Raw genomic sequence first — 12877 nt, 5'->3', positions numbered from 1 at the left:
GTTTCAGCCGGGGAGACCTGAACTCATCATCGCCCTCAGAGGAACTCCTCGAAGAGGAGGTCTTCTTTCTTTCCGCCAGCCTTCTTAAAGACCTTTTCGCTCCAGCCCACGTTTCCAACTCCCTCGGGAAAGTGAGCGTCGCTCGCGAAGGTAAGCTTTATCCCCCTCTTTATGCACTCCCGGATAAAATCCAGCTCGGGAACGCGATAGCGGGAGCTTATCTCGAAAGCCTTTCCTTTGGCTTCAGCTAGCTCGAGGACTTCATTAAGTTCCTCCACCGAGGGAAATCCGACGTAGGGGAAGTTTGCCCCAAAGTGGCCTATCACGTCCACGTTCTCATCCATCAGGGCGAGCTTCACAAGGTCGAGGTACTCATTTGGAGTATCAACCCACTCGTGGACGCTAGCTATAACGTAATCGAGCTTTTCAGCAACGAAATCAGGAACGTCGACGCCGTTGGGGGTTATGTTCCCCTCTATGCCAGTGAGAACCGTTATCTCGGACTCATTTCCCCACCGCCTTATCTCCCTGATGTAGCGGTTGAACGTTTTGCCAACTACGTAGTGGCTGTGGTCGGTTATTCCAAGAAGTTTGAGACCTTTTTCCTCGGCTGAGGCTATGTTGTCAGCTATCGAGCCAATCCCGTCCGAATATACGGTGTGCGTGTGGGTATCGTGCGGGAATTCGAGCATGTTCATGGTAAATGCACTCGGGCTTTAAAACGCTTCTGGACAAAATATCCAAAGTAAAGGAAGACCTTGAAGTTTGACAAAGGTTTAAATAGGCCTGCGCCTAAGTTAGGACGGTGGTGCTCATGGTCGAACGCTCAAAGGTTAGGGTTCTCATCGCCAAGCCGGGTCTGGACGGCCACGACAGGGGCGCAAAGGTCATAGCCAGAGCCCTCAGGGATGCGGGTTTTGAGGTCATCTACACCGGCATCAGGCAGACTCCGGAGCAGATAGTCGAGAGCGTTATCCAGGAAGACGTTGATGTCCTTGGTATAAGCATCCTTTCTGGGGCCCACATGGTCCTGATACCGAAGATACTCAAGCTTCTTGAGGAGAGGGGAATAAAGCCCAACGAGGACATTCTCGTGCTCGCTGGGGGTATAATCCCGCCCGACGACGCCGAGCAGCTCGAGAAGATGGGTGTCGCCAAGGTCTTCGGCCCGGGAAGCCCGATAAGCGAGATAATCAAGTTCATAGACGAGAACGTGCCAAAGCTCAAGAAGTTCAGGGAGAACGCATAACTTTTTATCTTTTCTGGATGATTAATCCAGCGTGGTGAAGATGATAGACGGGCTTATTGAGAGGATGCTCAAGGGAGACAAGAGGGCCGCCGCGAGGCTTATAACCCTCGTCGAGAACGACGAGGAAAAGGCCCGGGAGATCGTCTCGAAGATTTATCCATACACCGGAAAAGCCTACATAGTCGGAATAACCGGGCCACCGGGGGCAGGAAAGTCAACACTACTCGACAAGCTGATCAGGGTGGCCAGGGAAGAGGGTAAAGTCGTAGGCGTTATAGCGATAGACCCGACTTCTCCCTTCACAGGCGGTGCCCTCCTTGGGGACAGGATACGGATGCAGAGGCACTCAACTGATCCGGGAGTCTTCATAAGGAGCATGGCAACGAGGGGTTCTCTGGGTGGACTGGCCAAGGCCACCAACGACGCGATAAAGGTCCTCGACGCCTACGGCTGTGACGTGATCTTCGTTGAAACCGTCGGAGTCGGACAGATAGAAGTTGACATCGTAAAAACAGCAGATACGGTTGTCCTTGTCACCGTTCCCGGCCTCGGGGATGACATCCAGGCAATAAAGGCCGGTCTCATGGAGATAGCAGACATCTTCGTCATCAACAAGGCCGACAAGGAGGGGGCCGACGCCACCTACTTCGAGCTTAACCTGATGCTCGACCTCGAAAAGGAACGCTGGGAGAAGCGTGGCTGGCGGCCGCCGATAGTCGAGACCGTCGCTACCACGATGAGGGGCATCCGCGACCTCTGGAAGGCAATAAACGACCACAAGGCTTTTCTTGAGAAGAGCGGCGAGCTTGAGAAGAAGAGGCGCTTCAGGGCAGAAGAGGAGATAAAAACAATTGTGTCGGACAGGATAGCGAGAACCGTTGGCAAAAAGCTCTCCGAGGATGAAATCTCCACACTGATTGAACGGGTTGTTAAGAGAGAGATTGACCCGTACTCTGCCGCGGATCAGGTTATTGAAAAGGCACTGGGGGTGAAGGTATGATAAAGAAGATTGACCATGTTGGTATTGCCGTTAAGAACCTTGAGGAGGCCATAAAAGTCTGGGAGGGCCTTGGGCTTAAGGTTGATGAGATCGAGGAAGTTCCCGACCAGAAGGTCAGGACGGCCATAATCCACGTTGGGGAGAGCAGGATTGAGCTTCTTGAGGCCACTTCGGAGGACTCTCCGATAGCCAAGTTCATTGAGAAGCGCGGTGAAGGGATACACCACATAGCCCTCGGCGTTGACAACATCGAGGAGCACCTCGAAAAGCTGAAGGAAGCCGGCTACCGCCTCATAGACGAGAAGCCGAGGATCGGAGCTGGCGGGGCCAAGATAGCCTTCGTCCACCCGAAGTCCGTCACCGGTGTCCTCCTGGAGCTCTGCCAGAGGGACTGAACTTCTTTTTAATTTCTCTAGGCTTCTGGAAGTTTTTTGCGGTTTTTAACTCAAATGGTTTTAGAGGCTGAAAAAACTAAAGCCGCTTCGCTATTATCGGTACCTTTCCTTTCTTTTCCGTGCTTAAAGCGTTGGCTGTCTTCTCGTCTAGCACCGTCAGGACACTCTTAAACCCTATCTCTCCAGCCCGTCCTATCGCTCCGGGGATGTCTTTCTCATCTCCCCAGAGGAAGAGGCTTGCCTTTCTAGGCCTACCTGGCAAAGGCTTCAGGACGTAGTAGGAGTTGCCTACCTTCCCAGCTTCCGCGAGCTCGTGTACTCCAGCGAAGATGTCTTTAAAGCTTGAGAACCACATGTCATAGGAACTCTGAAATCTGCCGGCGACCAGTTCAAGGCCTTTCACCTTCTCCCAGGGAAAAAACTTAAGGGGCCGAACATTGTCCCCGCTGGATTTGGCAGTGGGGACTTCCACAAGCCAGTTCTCGTAGAGAACTTCGTGGAAGCCTAGCTTCCTGTAAAATCCAATTGCTTCCTCGTCCGGCTGGGTTGTTAGGAGCTCCGCTTTTCCTGCGAAGCTGCCCTCAATGTACTCGATAATCGCCCTGCCGATTCCTTTTCCTCTAAAGTCGGGGTGAACCTCTATGACATCCAGGTGGGCTATTCTCATCATCTCCCCGTTTATCTGCTCTTCCGAGAGAAAGACCTCCGCCTCACCAACGATCCTCCCGTCCAGCTCGGCTACTATGGGGTACTGACCCTCAAGAAGGAGGGCATTGATGTGGACGGCGCACGTTTCTACGCTCATCCAGGGGCCGCCGCGGAGGTATCTTTCACGAACGGAAAATCCCGAGAGCTCTTCCCCAGCAGTGTGAACATCAACTATTCCCTTAACATCATCCAGGGTTGCGACTCTTATTTCGAGGTTCAATTTAACACCCCCTAGCAACTCCTTCTCAGATCTTCCCGGCGAACAGGAGAAATTCTTTTCCGAGCGCCCTCACCGAGTAAGCCCTCATCTCTCCATCAAGAAACTTCCGAATCGCTTCAAGGGTTTTCTCACGCCTTTTTAGTATCTCCCGTGCTTCCTCCGGAGCTACTCTCTTGAACATGATTTCAGTACCGGGCCTGCTCTGGGCCAGAAACGGAAGGTCGGCCGTTATCACGGTCGCTATCTTCGCGTAGCCGCCAGTAGTCTGAGCATCGCGCATCATAACTATCGGCCTTCCGCTTCCCGGAACCTGGATGCTTCCGGGGACTAAAGGACTGGTAACGATGTCGGGCCCTTTTTCGGAGTGCTCAATAACCGGCCCCTCCAGCCGGTAGCCCATCCTGTCGCTCTCTGGCGTTATTACGTAGGCAGAGCTCAGAAAGGTCTCGATACCGTTCTCGGTGAAGTGTTCCAAATCTGGGCCGAGGACGACCCGGATTTCCACGCTATCGCCCGAATAGTCCGGCTTCAGCTTTCGAGGCAGAGAGCAACCTTCCCTGCCCGTTAAGAGAGCGTAGCCAACACTAAGCCTATCGCCCGCTTTAAGCGGCCTCCCGAGGCCGGCCCTTGGATAGGCCGAACAGCTCCCCAAAAGTTTCTCGCACTTTACTCCGCCCGCAAAGGCAATATAGCCGTAGAGGCCGCTCCTCAAAGTCCCAACTTCGAGGATATCCCCCCTCTTCGCCCAGTAGCTCGTCCAGGGTTCGATTGGTGTTCCGTTGATCCTTACATCAACGTCCCCAGCCACCGCAAAAACCACCGAGGCGTTGAACCTCATCTTTGGCCCCGCTAGAAGGAACTCAAGGAGCGGAAAATCGCCGGGGTTTCCGACGAGGTAGTTGGCTACCCTGGCCGAGAAGTCGTCCATGAAGCCCGAGACCGGAACGCCGAGCTTTCGGTAGCCAGTTCTTCCCGCATCCTGAACGGTTAAGAGTGATGGGACGCTGAGGAGCTCAATCATTGCTTACTCCTCCATTCGCCCCTGTAAAGCTCCACGAACTCCTCCTCGCTGATTGGTACAAACCTCACTTCATCGCCTGGCTGGAGCAGGGTCGGCGGTTCTCTGCTTGGATCGAAGAGCCTCAGCGGAGTCCTCCCTATGAGCCGCCAGCCGCCGGGGCTTTCGATTGGATAGATGCCGGTCTGCCTTCCAGCTATCCCAACCGAACCTGCAGGAACTTTTAGACGCGGTCTCTCCAGCCTTGGGGTTGCTATCCTTTCATCGACGGGACTTAAGTATGCAAATCCCGGCAGGAAGCCGAGGAAATGGACGCGGTAGGTCTTTCCGGAGTGTATCTCGATGACATCGTCAACGCCCAGCCCGTTGTATTCCGCTACGAACTCAATATCAGGGCCGTATTCACCGCCGTAGAGGACGGGTATCTCGATTTTCCGACCCTTGAAGGCTCCAGTGCTTACATCAAGCAACGGCTCAACGGCCTTCTTAACGTCCTCAAAGGTAACCTTCAGCGGGTCGAAGATCACCGCCAGAGAAGAGTAAGCAGGAACGACTTCAACCAGCCACCCGAAGTCTTTTCCCTCAATTGCCCTCGCAACGGCGTGGACTCTCGCGTTCACTTCGTCGTCTATGACCTCGCCGAAGGAAATGAGAAGGGCGGAGTCTCCGAGGGGCTTTATATTCACAGTATCACCCTTTGGAATTCCTGTACGGTGGGACCAAAACTGGAAGGTCTTTAATCCTACCAAAGTGTTTTACATTTCCCGTAGCGACCGTGAGACCGTAAACTGTTGCAGTAGCCGCTATTATCGCATCTCCGAGGGAAAGTCCGTAGTCCCTCCTAAGTTCTCCGGCTAGAACCGCGATTTCAGTTGTCACCGATAAAGCTTCAAAATGAGACAAAAAGCGAAGGAGTTTTTCACGTTTTATAGGGTCTCTTGTGTCTCTACCAGAAAACAGCTCTGCAATCGTTACTGTTGAAATAAAAGCCCCCTCCTTGACCAGTTCGAGGATGAACTCCCTTGAGCCCTCGACCTTTCGAAGAACGTCGATTATTACGTCAGTGTCTATTAGATACATCCCTGTCCCACTCCTTCCGGAGCTTCTCAAGGTCGATGTCTTCTTCAAACAGCCCAAATACGTCGTTTAAGTCCCGTATGAATTCGTCGAGTATTATTATCTTGACCCTTTTCTTTTCTGGAAGTGTCAGTTTCTTCAGAGGCTTCAACACGCCATTTTCATAAACAGCCTCAATGACACCCATTTTCTCACCATGTATACTTTCGCTACATATCCATAAATCTAACGGATTATCTCCTTCATCGGCACTATCTTAACACCTTCTTCCTCCAGCACTTTCCTGATGTGCGCGGCTATCTCTACAGCTTTCGGGTTGTCTCCGTGGAGGCAGATGGTATCTACCTTCAGCTCGACCCACTCACCGTTGATTGCCCTAACGCCGCCGTCCTTGACCATCGAAATCACGCGCTCGGCTATTTCTTCTTTGTCTTCTATCACCGCTCCGGGCTTCGAGCGCGGGACGAGGGTTCCATCAGGGTTGTAGGCCCTGTCTGCGAAAACCTCGTGGGCAACCTTAACGCCCATCTCCTCAGCAATCTCCGCAGGTCTCGACCCGGAGAGGGTCACGAAGATCAGGTTTTTGTCGAAGTCCGCTATTCCCTCGATTACCCCGCGGGCGAGCTCTTCTTCCTTCACGAGGGCGTTGTAGAGAGCACCGTGAGGTTTAACGTGCTGGAGCTCTATGCCTTCTGCTCTTACAAAGGCGTAGAGCGCCCCCACCTGGTAGAGGATGTAGTTCCTTGCTTCATCGTAAGTGAGCTTCATATATCTCCTGCCGAAGCCGAGAAGGTCTGGGTAGCCCGGATGAGCGCCAACGGCTACACCATTCTCCTTCGCGAGCTTTACCGTCTTCCTCATGACGAGGGGGTCTCCCGCATGCCAGCCCGTCGCGACGTTCGCCGAGGTGATGTACTTCATAACTTCCTCGTCGAGGCCGAGCTTATACCTCCCAAAGCTCTCGCCGAGGTCAGCGTTGAGGTCGACCTTCACATTCCTCACCGACTTCGTTTCGACGCAAATCTAAAAAAGCCTTTCTCCAAGGTTTCATTATGGACGATGAAAAGGAAGGGAGGAAAAAAGCGGTCATAGACTCTGCCTTCTTCATCCAGGGGGCAGATGTGGAAGGTTTAACCACCCCTGGTGTCGTTGAGGAAGTCAAAGACCCAGAGTCGAGGCTCTTTATTGAGGGACTCATCAGCGCGGGCAAGGTTAAGGTGGTTCTTCCGTCGAGGGAGAGCATAGAAGCCGTTAGGGAAGCGGCAAAGAGGACGGGAGAGCTCGGAGAGCTGAGCGAGGCCGACATAGAGGTCCTCGCGCTGGCCTACGAGGTGAACGGAGTGCTCCTCACCGACGACTACAACCTCCAGAACATCGCGAGAACGCTGAGAATCGAGTTCAGAACCCTAAAGCGCGGGATAAAAAAGGTCATCCGCTGGAACTACGTCTGCATCGGCTGTGGGAAAAAGTTCGAGGAGATGCCGCCGGGAGGGATATGCCCCGACTGCGGGAGTCCAGTAAGGCTAATACCAAAGAGAAAGCGGAAGAGAAGACCTCAAAGGCGCAGGTATGGAAGAACTTCGTCGTAGACCTCGCTCCAGTCCACGATGCCAACCCTTCTCTTAACGCCCCTTCGTATGAGGTTAAGTATCTCCTCAACGACTTCCTCTGGCGTTTTTCCTGTTGTGTCCACCTCAATCACGTTCTCGTTCTCCTCAAGCGCCTCGACGAGGATAACATCAACGAGCTCGGCCTCGACGTTCTCCCCGAGCTTCTCCCTGCCGTAGCCCCTCTCCTTCAGCCTTTCCGCTATCAGCTTCGGGTTCGCCCTGAGGACTATCACAAGGTCAGCCTTGAGGAAGTGGCTCAGATGGCTGTCCGCGACAACGTTTTTACCTTGGAAGTCCCTTTCAAAGGTCTCCCTGAGTTCATCAACGTCTATCTCAAGTTCTTCTCCCTTCATCTCACCTATACCCTTCTCAAGGGCGTAGTCTCTCAGGTTGACGTACTCGTAGCCTAGTTTCTCAGCCAAGAGCTTTGATATAGTCGTTTTTCCAACACCTGGTGTTCCGGTTACCGCTATTATCATTATCACACCCCCATATGAATTTAAAATCACGCCCCGGACGGGCTCGGCGCTCATAGGGTACGTCATCGCCCCTGCTCAGCCCGTCTTGGATTCTTCACTGCCCGCCCGGGACGGCGTCAGGGCCAGTCCTCGTCATCACAAACGCTCGGTGCAATTCGCTGTCATCATCCGCATAGGCTCATCTCATATAGTAGGATATAAGCTTTCTCAGCTCCGGGTCTCGCCTCAGCGGGAGCTTGAGGAAGCGCCTAAGCTGGTTGTTCTCGGCCATCAAGCCGGTGAGTTCAATGGCAAGGATCTTGTTGTCCTCACTCAGCCCGTAGGCTTTGAAGCGAAGCGGTGCGTACTCCTTCTCCAACTCCCAGACTTTTTCTTCGAGTTCCTTAACCTTTCCCCCAAGCTCTTCAAGGTCTCCCCTCGGCTTCCTGAACTCGCTGGTGAGGGTAATCTCGATAACTCTCTCCGGAGGAACTCCATAGCGCTCACTCAGCCTCTTTATCTCTCCCCAAACCTCTTCAGAAAGCTCAACCTCTATCTTCCCAAGGCCTTTTTCGGGTTTGATTATGAGCTTCATTGTTCCTCACCAATGAGAGACTTTATGACTTCAATAAACTTCTCAGCGACTTTCAGGGCATCTTTAACTTCATCGGGCTCGGGAGTGTACGAGACGTCGTATTGATCTTCATGCCTGAGTTCTCTCATCCTGTCGAGGAGCTCTACCCAGTACCCCTCAAGCTTTCCAGTTTTAACGTAGAACTCCTCAAGGTACCTTGCGACGCAGTAGTGGCTTTTCTCCCGCCACCCGTCGCGGAAAAGCACTGCTCTGGCAGCATGAAACATCGCGAGGTAGGAGGCCATTAGGGAAGTCCTGTATGAGCCGAACTCTCTGTTCCTCTTGGCCTCTTCCAGCCACTCTTCGGCCCTCTTAATGCTCAGCAACGCTTTCTCTCTGGAAGGCGGAACTCTTCTCAGCAGACCCCGCTCTAAGCAAAGACTGAATCCTGTCAAGTCTCTCACCCCATATAACAATCGAGCCGTAGACGAGGGAATAGTAAAAGATAGGGTCTTCTTTTTGGAGCCTTGATAGCCTCGACGGCGTTAAAACTATCAGATCAACTTCTCTGTCCGTCAGCTCGGAGATTTTTCTCTTTAGCCTCGCGGACTTTAATAGTTCCTCCTTCCTAGCGAACACCCAAACGTCAATATCACTGTCTTCCCTGTTCTCTCCGGAGGCAAAGCTTCCGTAAACACCAAGACCGAGCATCCAGTCTTCTTTGAGTCCTTTGAGCCTTTCCGAAAGCACAATGAAGTTCAGAAACCTCTTAAGCTCCCGAGTTTTAGGAGTGTCAAGGATGTGGAACTTTCTCCCTTTTTTCGCGGCGATCCCGTGCTTTACGAGAAGGTGAAGGGTCTTTGAGACCAGACCCTTGCTGACGTCGAGTTTTCTCGCGACTTCTTCTACCCCCACCGTACTCTTCGGCAGAACTTCTTCGAGGATCCTCACACGTTCGGGTGTTGAGAGCAGCTCGTGCATGATAGTGCCTCTCGTTCATGATTTATGAACTTTTCGTTCACGCTCCATGAACGATTCGTTCACGTTTTGTGAACTTTCTTTTCCTCCAGCTCCCTTCTCAGCCTCTCGTTCTCCTCTCTAAGCTCGTTTCTCACGGTCAGGAACTTCTCCTTATCTGCTTTTGCCTTTTCGTAGAACTCTCTCAGTTCATCCAGCTGGCCCTCTATCTCGGACAGCTTCTCTTCGAGCTTTTTGATCTTCTCACGCAGATGCTCTTCCCTCTCCGCCTTGAGAGTTTCCTCGGCCTTCGGGAGGTTTTCTCTGATAAGTTCCTCTATATCTCGCCCTTTTAGGGCTTTGAACTTTCCTTTCGGAAGGGAGATCACTATTTCTTCACTCACAGAAGCCCACGCTCCTCGAGATAAGAGAGAAATTCCTCGGGACTCACTATTTTGATCACACCCTTTCCCCTCTTTTTAAATTCTTCGTCTCTGGCAATCAGAACGTCACAGTTGGAATTAACTGCCGAGGAAAGAGCAACGGCATCGTAAGGGTCAACCCCGAGCTCAAGCTGGTATGTAAGGGCGTCTAGCAATGCAGGAATTTCAGGGATGTACACCTCAAGACCAAGGTCTTGAATATCGCTCTGGGCTATTTTTGGGTCTGCACCTTTCCTCCTAAAAACGTGCACCGACTCCATGATTGTAAAGATGGAAACTATACCCTTAATGTTACCTTCCTCGACGAGTTTAAGAACCCGAAGTGAGGCCTTCCAGAGTGGTCTTGATGTTCTAGGATCGATTTCCTTGAACCACACATTGAGGAGAACGTTGGTGTCTATAAACGCTCTAATCATAACCCTCCTCCCGCAGTCTTTTGAGTAAGGAAACGCTGTCTTCCCCCTTCAACAGACCCTCAAGACGGCCGAGCATCCTCTCAGCTGTTCCAGGAACGGATTTTCTCTTTCCCTTCATCCCGATTAGGGTGTTTAACGTCCGCATGTCAACAAGCATTCTCCCACCACCAACGAGTAACTTTGAACACTATTTAATCCTTCTCCTCTCCAGCTCGGTCTTCCTGTCGTAGCAGGTGATGTAAAAGGCCAGCAGACCCTTCCACTTCCCGTACGGCTCAAGGATTTCCCTGACGTCTTTCTCTTTAACCTCTTTCACGCTCTTCCCGAATATCTTAGCTATACCTCTCCTCAGTCCAAGATCTCCCGCTGGATAGGTATTTTTCCTCAGCCCATAGGCAAGGAAGAGCTCTGCAGTCCACTTTCCTATCCCTCGGAAGGCCGTAAGATACTTTATGGCCTCTTTCTCGTCCATCTCCCACAGGTCAAGCTTCAGCTCGCCCTTCAGGTAAAGCTCCGTAACGTGTTTTATATATTCTGCGCGGTAGCCGAGCTTCGCTCTTTTAAGCTCGTCAGGAGATAGAGAGGCTATTTTCTCGGCCGTAGGAAAGACGTATATGTTCCCAGCTTTTTCTCCGGCCATTTCTACGAGGTTTCTTATCGTCCTCTGAGCGAACTCGAAGTTAACCTGCTGTTGTGCTATCACCTCAACGAGGGCTTGATAGGGTGAGGGTGCGGCGGGAACGGTCAAGCCTTTGAACTCCTCCACAAGGAAAGAGAACGGCGAATCACTTATCTCTGAATAGAAAGAGTCGAGGTCAGTGTCGAGGCCGAGAATGAAGGAGAGCTTTTCCCTAGCCTCTTTTTTCTCCTTCCTTCCCCATGTCTCTGGAAAGAGGAAGTCCCCGTTGTAGGCCACAATTCCGACTACGCCGCTTTTCAGTCGGAGTGCCTGGTAGAAAGTATCCCCTTTGAGCTTCCAGGTGCCGTTCTTTACCATTTCGTGGGCGGTCTTTCTGATGTCGACAGCCATCGGTCGAGCTTTACTGGGTTCCTCTTTATATCCCTTAGGGTCATTACCCACAGTCTCTTTCCGTCTGCGGAGCGCTTTATCTCGAGCTCTCCAATCTCTTCGAGGAACCTCATGGCATCTTTGATGTGGCTGGGATTTACCCCGAATTCACCGCGAATGAATTCCCAGTATGGTTCCACCGTTGAGAAGCGTGCCGCCTCCCTTACGATTGTCCAGGCAACCTTTCTTTTCTTCTCTCCGCGGGCAACCTTGTACTTCTTCACGAGCTCTCCCAGCATGGGCTAGGATACCACCAAGTTATATATAGACATTTCCCGTCCCTTAACCAACGTCCGAGCAAAAGGTTTAAACCATGAAAGTTGTAGCACTAATTGATGAAGCCTATGAAGCGACCGATGGTCTTGACAATACTCCTAGTTGTTCTCATCCTTCTCCCTTCGGTAAGCGCGGAGAAGAGAGTCGTCTACGTTGGAACTATCGAGGGCACTATCACTCAGTATACGGTCGACCAGTTTGAGAGCTATATCCGGACTGCAGAAAAGAACAGCGCGGAAGCGCTTATCATCGAACTGAACACGCCCGGCGGTCAGGGAGACGCGATGATGGAGATAGTTTCATTAATTCAGAACTCCACTGTACCGGTTATAATCTATGTATATCCAAGAGGCGCCATAGCGGCTTCTGCTGGTACCTACATAGCGATGGCCTCCCACCTGATAGCTATGGCTCCCGGAACTAGCATCGGCGCCTGTGAGCCGATCTTGGGTTATTCTGCCAACGGGAGCATAGTAAGAGCACCCGACAAGATTCGAAACTTCTACGCCGCCTACATGCGCTCCCTGGCTGAGGCGAGCGGAAGAAACGAGACGGCGGCCGTTAAGTTTGTCCTCGAAGACCTCAGCCTCACCCCAGAAGAGGCCCTGAAGGCCAACGTTATTGAGGTCATCGCGAATGACCTTCCAGATCTGCTCAAAAAGGCCAACGGGATGAGGACGAAAGTTCCTGTGGCTGGAAAGGGTTACGTTACGTTCAACTTTACCAATGTGGAGGTGAAAAGGCTCAGTCCATCCCTGAGCTACCAGATAGTAACGTTCCTTGCAAATCCGGGGATAGCGTACATTCTCTTAACTGTTGGGATGCTCGGGCTGGTCTTCGGTTTCCTCACCCCAGGCTGGCACGTTCCGGAGACCTTGGGGGCTATACTGCTCGTCCTTGGGGTTATAGGCATGGGCTACTTCGGCTACGACGCTGCTGGGCTCGTGCTCATGATACTTGGCGTGATATTCTTCATAGCGGAGGCTCTGACCCCGACGTTCGGCCTCTTCACGATAGCCGGACTGGTCAGCTTCATACTGGGAGGTCTGATAATGTTCGGAAAGGGTGGGGAGGTATACCTCGTTAACAGCGAAACTTTCTCTACCTTGAGGGTCATCATAATAGTAACAGGAGTCCTGCTGGCACTGTTCTTCCTCTTCGGGATGGCCGCTGTGATACGGGCGCACCGCAGAAGGCCAGAAACTGGTAAAGAGGAGATGATCGGTGCCGTTGGTAAAGTTGTTGAAGACCTTGATCCCGAGGGCCTCATAAAAGTCCGCGGAGAGCTCTGGAAAGCCGTCTCCAAGGACGGAAGTCTGATTAAGGTCGGAGAAAAAGTAAGGGTAGTTGGAATGGACGGGCTGACGCTCATAGTTGAAAAAGTCGATGAAAAGGAGGTATGATATC

General features: G+C 52.2%; 21 protein-coding genes. 5 read left to right on the top strand and 16 right to left on the bottom strand.

The window, feature by feature from the left end:
* Positions 1-35: 35 nt before the first annotated feature.
* Entirely contained in the window at positions 36-692 is a 657-nt protein-coding gene (locus ACZ5TN_RS04195; protein ID WP_011249282.1) for a PHP domain-containing protein, read from the bottom strand.
* A 122-nt stretch (positions 693-814) separates the two neighbouring features.
* On the opposite strand from ACZ5TN_RS04195, the gene ACZ5TN_RS04190 reads away from it, so the two are divergent.
* Genes ACZ5TN_RS04190 through mce form a run of 3 tightly spaced genes read left to right on the top strand, consistent with a single transcriptional unit; the run spans position 815 to position 2644 of the window.
* On the top strand, positions 815-1249 hold the full coding sequence (locus ACZ5TN_RS04190; protein ID WP_011249283.1) for a cobalamin B12-binding domain-containing protein: 435 nt from the start codon (positions 815-817) through the stop codon (positions 1247-1249).
* 40 nt (positions 1250-1289) lie between these two features.
* Entirely contained in the window at positions 1290-2249 is a 960-nt protein-coding gene (gene meaB, locus ACZ5TN_RS04185) for a methylmalonyl Co-A mutase-associated GTPase MeaB (protein WP_011249284.1), read from the top strand.
* Positions 2246-2644, top strand: a complete 399-nt coding sequence (mce, locus tag ACZ5TN_RS04180; protein WP_011249285.1) for a methylmalonyl-CoA epimerase — start codon at positions 2246-2248, stop codon at positions 2642-2644. The genes meaB and mce overlap by 4 nt, the downstream gene beginning before the upstream one ends.
* A 76-nt stretch (positions 2645-2720) precedes the next feature.
* Here the strand turns inward: mce and ACZ5TN_RS04175 are convergent, their stop codons facing one another.
* From ACZ5TN_RS04175 to ACZ5TN_RS04150, 6 genes are read right to left on the bottom strand one after another with little or no spacing between them, the layout of a single operon-like run.
* Positions 2721-3572 carry a GNAT family N-acetyltransferase gene (locus tag ACZ5TN_RS04175; RefSeq protein WP_011249286.1) on the bottom strand — a complete coding sequence of 284 codons (852 nt, stop codon included), beginning with the start codon at positions 3570-3572 and terminating at the stop codon, positions 2721-2723.
* 25 nt (positions 3573-3597) lie between these two features.
* Positions 3598-4593, bottom strand: a complete 996-nt coding sequence (locus ACZ5TN_RS04170) for a 5-oxoprolinase subunit C family protein (protein ID WP_011249287.1) — start codon at positions 4591-4593, stop codon at positions 3598-3600.
* Positions 4590-5276, bottom strand: a complete 687-nt coding sequence (gene pxpB, locus ACZ5TN_RS04165) for a 5-oxoprolinase subunit PxpB (RefSeq protein ID WP_011249288.1) — start codon at positions 5274-5276, stop codon at positions 4590-4592. Before pxpB ends, ACZ5TN_RS04170 begins: the two co-directional genes overlap by 4 nt.
* Before the next feature lie 4 nt (positions 5277-5280).
* Complete coding sequence (locus ACZ5TN_RS04160) at positions 5281-5670, bottom strand: type II toxin-antitoxin system VapC family toxin (protein WP_011249289.1); 390 nt, start codon at positions 5668-5670, stop codon at positions 5281-5283.
* A complete protein-coding gene (locus ACZ5TN_RS04155; protein ID WP_011249290.1) occupies positions 5651-5854 on the bottom strand; it encodes an antitoxin family protein in 204 nt (67 codons plus the stop codon). Before ACZ5TN_RS04155 ends, ACZ5TN_RS04160 begins: the two co-directional genes overlap by 20 nt.
* A gap of 38 nt (positions 5855-5892) precedes the next feature.
* Positions 5893-6660 (bottom strand): LamB/YcsF family protein, encoded by a 768-nt coding sequence (locus ACZ5TN_RS04150; protein WP_464917499.1) that lies wholly within the window; start codon positions 6658-6660, stop codon positions 5893-5895.
* A gap of 59 nt (positions 6661-6719) precedes the next feature.
* On the opposite strand from ACZ5TN_RS04150, the gene ACZ5TN_RS04145 reads away from it, so the two are divergent.
* Positions 6720-7256, top strand: coding sequence for a type II toxin-antitoxin system VapC family toxin (locus ACZ5TN_RS04145; protein WP_464917240.1), 537 nt, complete (start codon positions 6720-6722; stop codon positions 7254-7256).
* Here ACZ5TN_RS04145 and ACZ5TN_RS04140 read toward each other — a convergent pair.
* From ACZ5TN_RS04140 to ACZ5TN_RS04100, 9 genes are all read right to left on the bottom strand, one after another.
* Positions 7223-7756, bottom strand: coding sequence for an adenylate kinase family protein (locus ACZ5TN_RS04140; RefSeq protein ID WP_464917239.1), 534 nt, complete (start codon positions 7754-7756; stop codon positions 7223-7225). The two genes, ACZ5TN_RS04145 and ACZ5TN_RS04140, sit on opposite strands and share 34 nt — an antisense overlap.
* A 178-nt stretch (positions 7757-7934) precedes the next feature.
* Entirely contained in the window at positions 7935-8330 is a 396-nt protein-coding gene (locus ACZ5TN_RS04135; RefSeq protein WP_464917238.1) for a hypothetical protein, read from the bottom strand.
* Positions 8327-8695, bottom strand: a complete 369-nt coding sequence (locus ACZ5TN_RS04130) for a HEPN domain-containing protein (RefSeq protein ID WP_011249295.1) — start codon at positions 8693-8695, stop codon at positions 8327-8329. Before ACZ5TN_RS04130 ends, ACZ5TN_RS04135 begins: the two co-directional genes overlap by 4 nt.
* Positions 8682-9290: a nucleotidyltransferase domain-containing protein gene (locus tag ACZ5TN_RS04125; protein ID WP_011249296.1), complete on the bottom strand. Its 609-nt coding sequence runs from the start codon at positions 9288-9290 to the stop codon at positions 8682-8684. The genes ACZ5TN_RS04130 and ACZ5TN_RS04125 overlap by 14 nt, the downstream gene beginning before the upstream one ends.
* A 59-nt stretch (positions 9291-9349) precedes the next feature.
* On the bottom strand, positions 9350-9670 hold the full coding sequence (locus ACZ5TN_RS04120; protein WP_011249297.1) for a hypothetical protein: 321 nt from the start codon (positions 9668-9670) through the stop codon (positions 9350-9352).
* Positions 9667-10125 carry a type II toxin-antitoxin system VapC family toxin gene (locus ACZ5TN_RS04115; protein WP_011249298.1) on the bottom strand — a complete coding sequence of 153 codons (459 nt, stop codon included), beginning with the start codon at positions 10123-10125 and terminating at the stop codon, positions 9667-9669. The genes ACZ5TN_RS04120 and ACZ5TN_RS04115 overlap by 4 nt, the downstream gene beginning before the upstream one ends.
* Positions 10118-10282 (bottom strand): hypothetical protein, encoded by a 165-nt coding sequence (locus ACZ5TN_RS04110; RefSeq protein WP_011249299.1) that lies wholly within the window; start codon positions 10280-10282, stop codon positions 10118-10120. Before ACZ5TN_RS04110 ends, ACZ5TN_RS04115 begins: the two co-directional genes overlap by 8 nt.
* Positions 10283-10312: 30 nt before the next feature.
* Positions 10313-11155, bottom strand: a complete 843-nt coding sequence (locus ACZ5TN_RS04105; RefSeq protein ID WP_011249300.1) for a DNA-3-methyladenine glycosylase family protein — start codon at positions 11153-11155, stop codon at positions 10313-10315.
* The gene (locus ACZ5TN_RS04100) at positions 11116-11433 is read right to left on the bottom strand and encodes a hypothetical protein (RefSeq protein ID WP_011249301.1); all 318 of its coding nucleotides are present in this window, start codon (positions 11431-11433) and stop codon (positions 11116-11118) included. Before ACZ5TN_RS04100 ends, ACZ5TN_RS04105 begins: the two co-directional genes overlap by 40 nt.
* A 96-nt stretch (positions 11434-11529) precedes the next feature.
* Here ACZ5TN_RS04100 and ACZ5TN_RS04095 point away from each other — a divergent pair, with 96 nt between their 5' ends.
* Positions 11530-12873, top strand: coding sequence for an NfeD family protein (locus ACZ5TN_RS04095; protein ID WP_011249302.1), 1344 nt, complete (start codon positions 11530-11532; stop codon positions 12871-12873).
* The last annotated feature ends 4 nt before the right edge of the window (positions 12874-12877 follow it).

It is taken from the genome of Thermococcus sp. JCM 11816 (assembly GCF_055396515.1).
The sequence above is the reverse complement of the archived record's forward strand: the minus strand, read 5'-3'. Positions and strand labels throughout refer to the sequence as shown.

Bases quoted from the DNA above. Each gene is read 5' to 3' on its own strand.
- ACZ5TN_RS04195 (WP_011249282.1), bottom strand. From the start codon at position 692: ATGCTCGAATTCCCGCACGATACCCACACGCACACCGTATATTCGGAC.
- ACZ5TN_RS04190 (WP_011249283.1), top strand. From the start codon at position 815: ATGGTCGAACGCTCAAAGGTTAGGGTTCTCATCGCCAAGCCGGGTCTG.
- meaB (WP_011249284.1), top strand. From the start codon at position 1,290: ATGATAGACGGGCTTATTGAGAGGATGCTCAAGGGAGACAAGAGGGCC.
- mce (WP_011249285.1), top strand. From the start codon at position 2,246: ATGATAAAGAAGATTGACCATGTTGGTATTGCCGTTAAGAACCTTGAG.
- ACZ5TN_RS04170 (WP_011249287.1), bottom strand. From the start codon at position 4,593: ATGATTGAGCTCCTCAGCGTCCCATCACTCTTAACCGTTCAGGATGCG.
- ACZ5TN_RS04160 (WP_011249289.1), bottom strand. From the start codon at position 5,670: ATGTATCTAATAGACACTGACGTAATAATCGACGTTCTTCGAAAGGTC.
- ACZ5TN_RS04155 (WP_011249290.1), bottom strand. From the start codon at position 5,854: ATGGGTGTCATTGAGGCTGTTTATGAAAATGGCGTGTTGAAGCCTCTG.
- ACZ5TN_RS04145 (WP_464917240.1), top strand. From the start codon at position 6,720: ATGGACGATGAAAAGGAAGGGAGGAAAAAAGCGGTCATAGACTCTGCC.
- ACZ5TN_RS04140 (WP_464917239.1), bottom strand. From the start codon at position 7,756: ATGATAATAGCGGTAACCGGAACACCAGGTGTTGGAAAAACGACTATA.
- ACZ5TN_RS04135 (WP_464917238.1), bottom strand. From the start codon at position 8,330: ATGAAGCTCATAATCAAACCCGAAAAAGGCCTTGGGAAGATAGAGGTT.
- ACZ5TN_RS04125 (WP_011249296.1), bottom strand. From the start codon at position 9,290: ATGCACGAGCTGCTCTCAACACCCGAACGTGTGAGGATCCTCGAAGAA.
- ACZ5TN_RS04115 (WP_011249298.1), bottom strand. From the start codon at position 10,125: ATGATTAGAGCGTTTATAGACACCAACGTTCTCCTCAATGTGTGGTTC.
- ACZ5TN_RS04110 (WP_011249299.1), bottom strand. From the start codon at position 10,282: ATGCTTGTTGACATGCGGACGTTAAACACCCTAATCGGGATGAAGGGA.
- ACZ5TN_RS04105 (WP_011249300.1), bottom strand. From the start codon at position 11,155: ATGGCTGTCGACATCAGAAAGACCGCCCACGAAATGGTAAAGAACGGC.
- ACZ5TN_RS04100 (WP_011249301.1), bottom strand. From the start codon at position 11,433: ATGCTGGGAGAGCTCGTGAAGAAGTACAAGGTTGCCCGCGGAGAGAAG.
- ACZ5TN_RS04095 (WP_011249302.1), top strand. From the start codon at position 11,530: ATGAAGCCTATGAAGCGACCGATGGTCTTGACAATACTCCTAGTTGTT.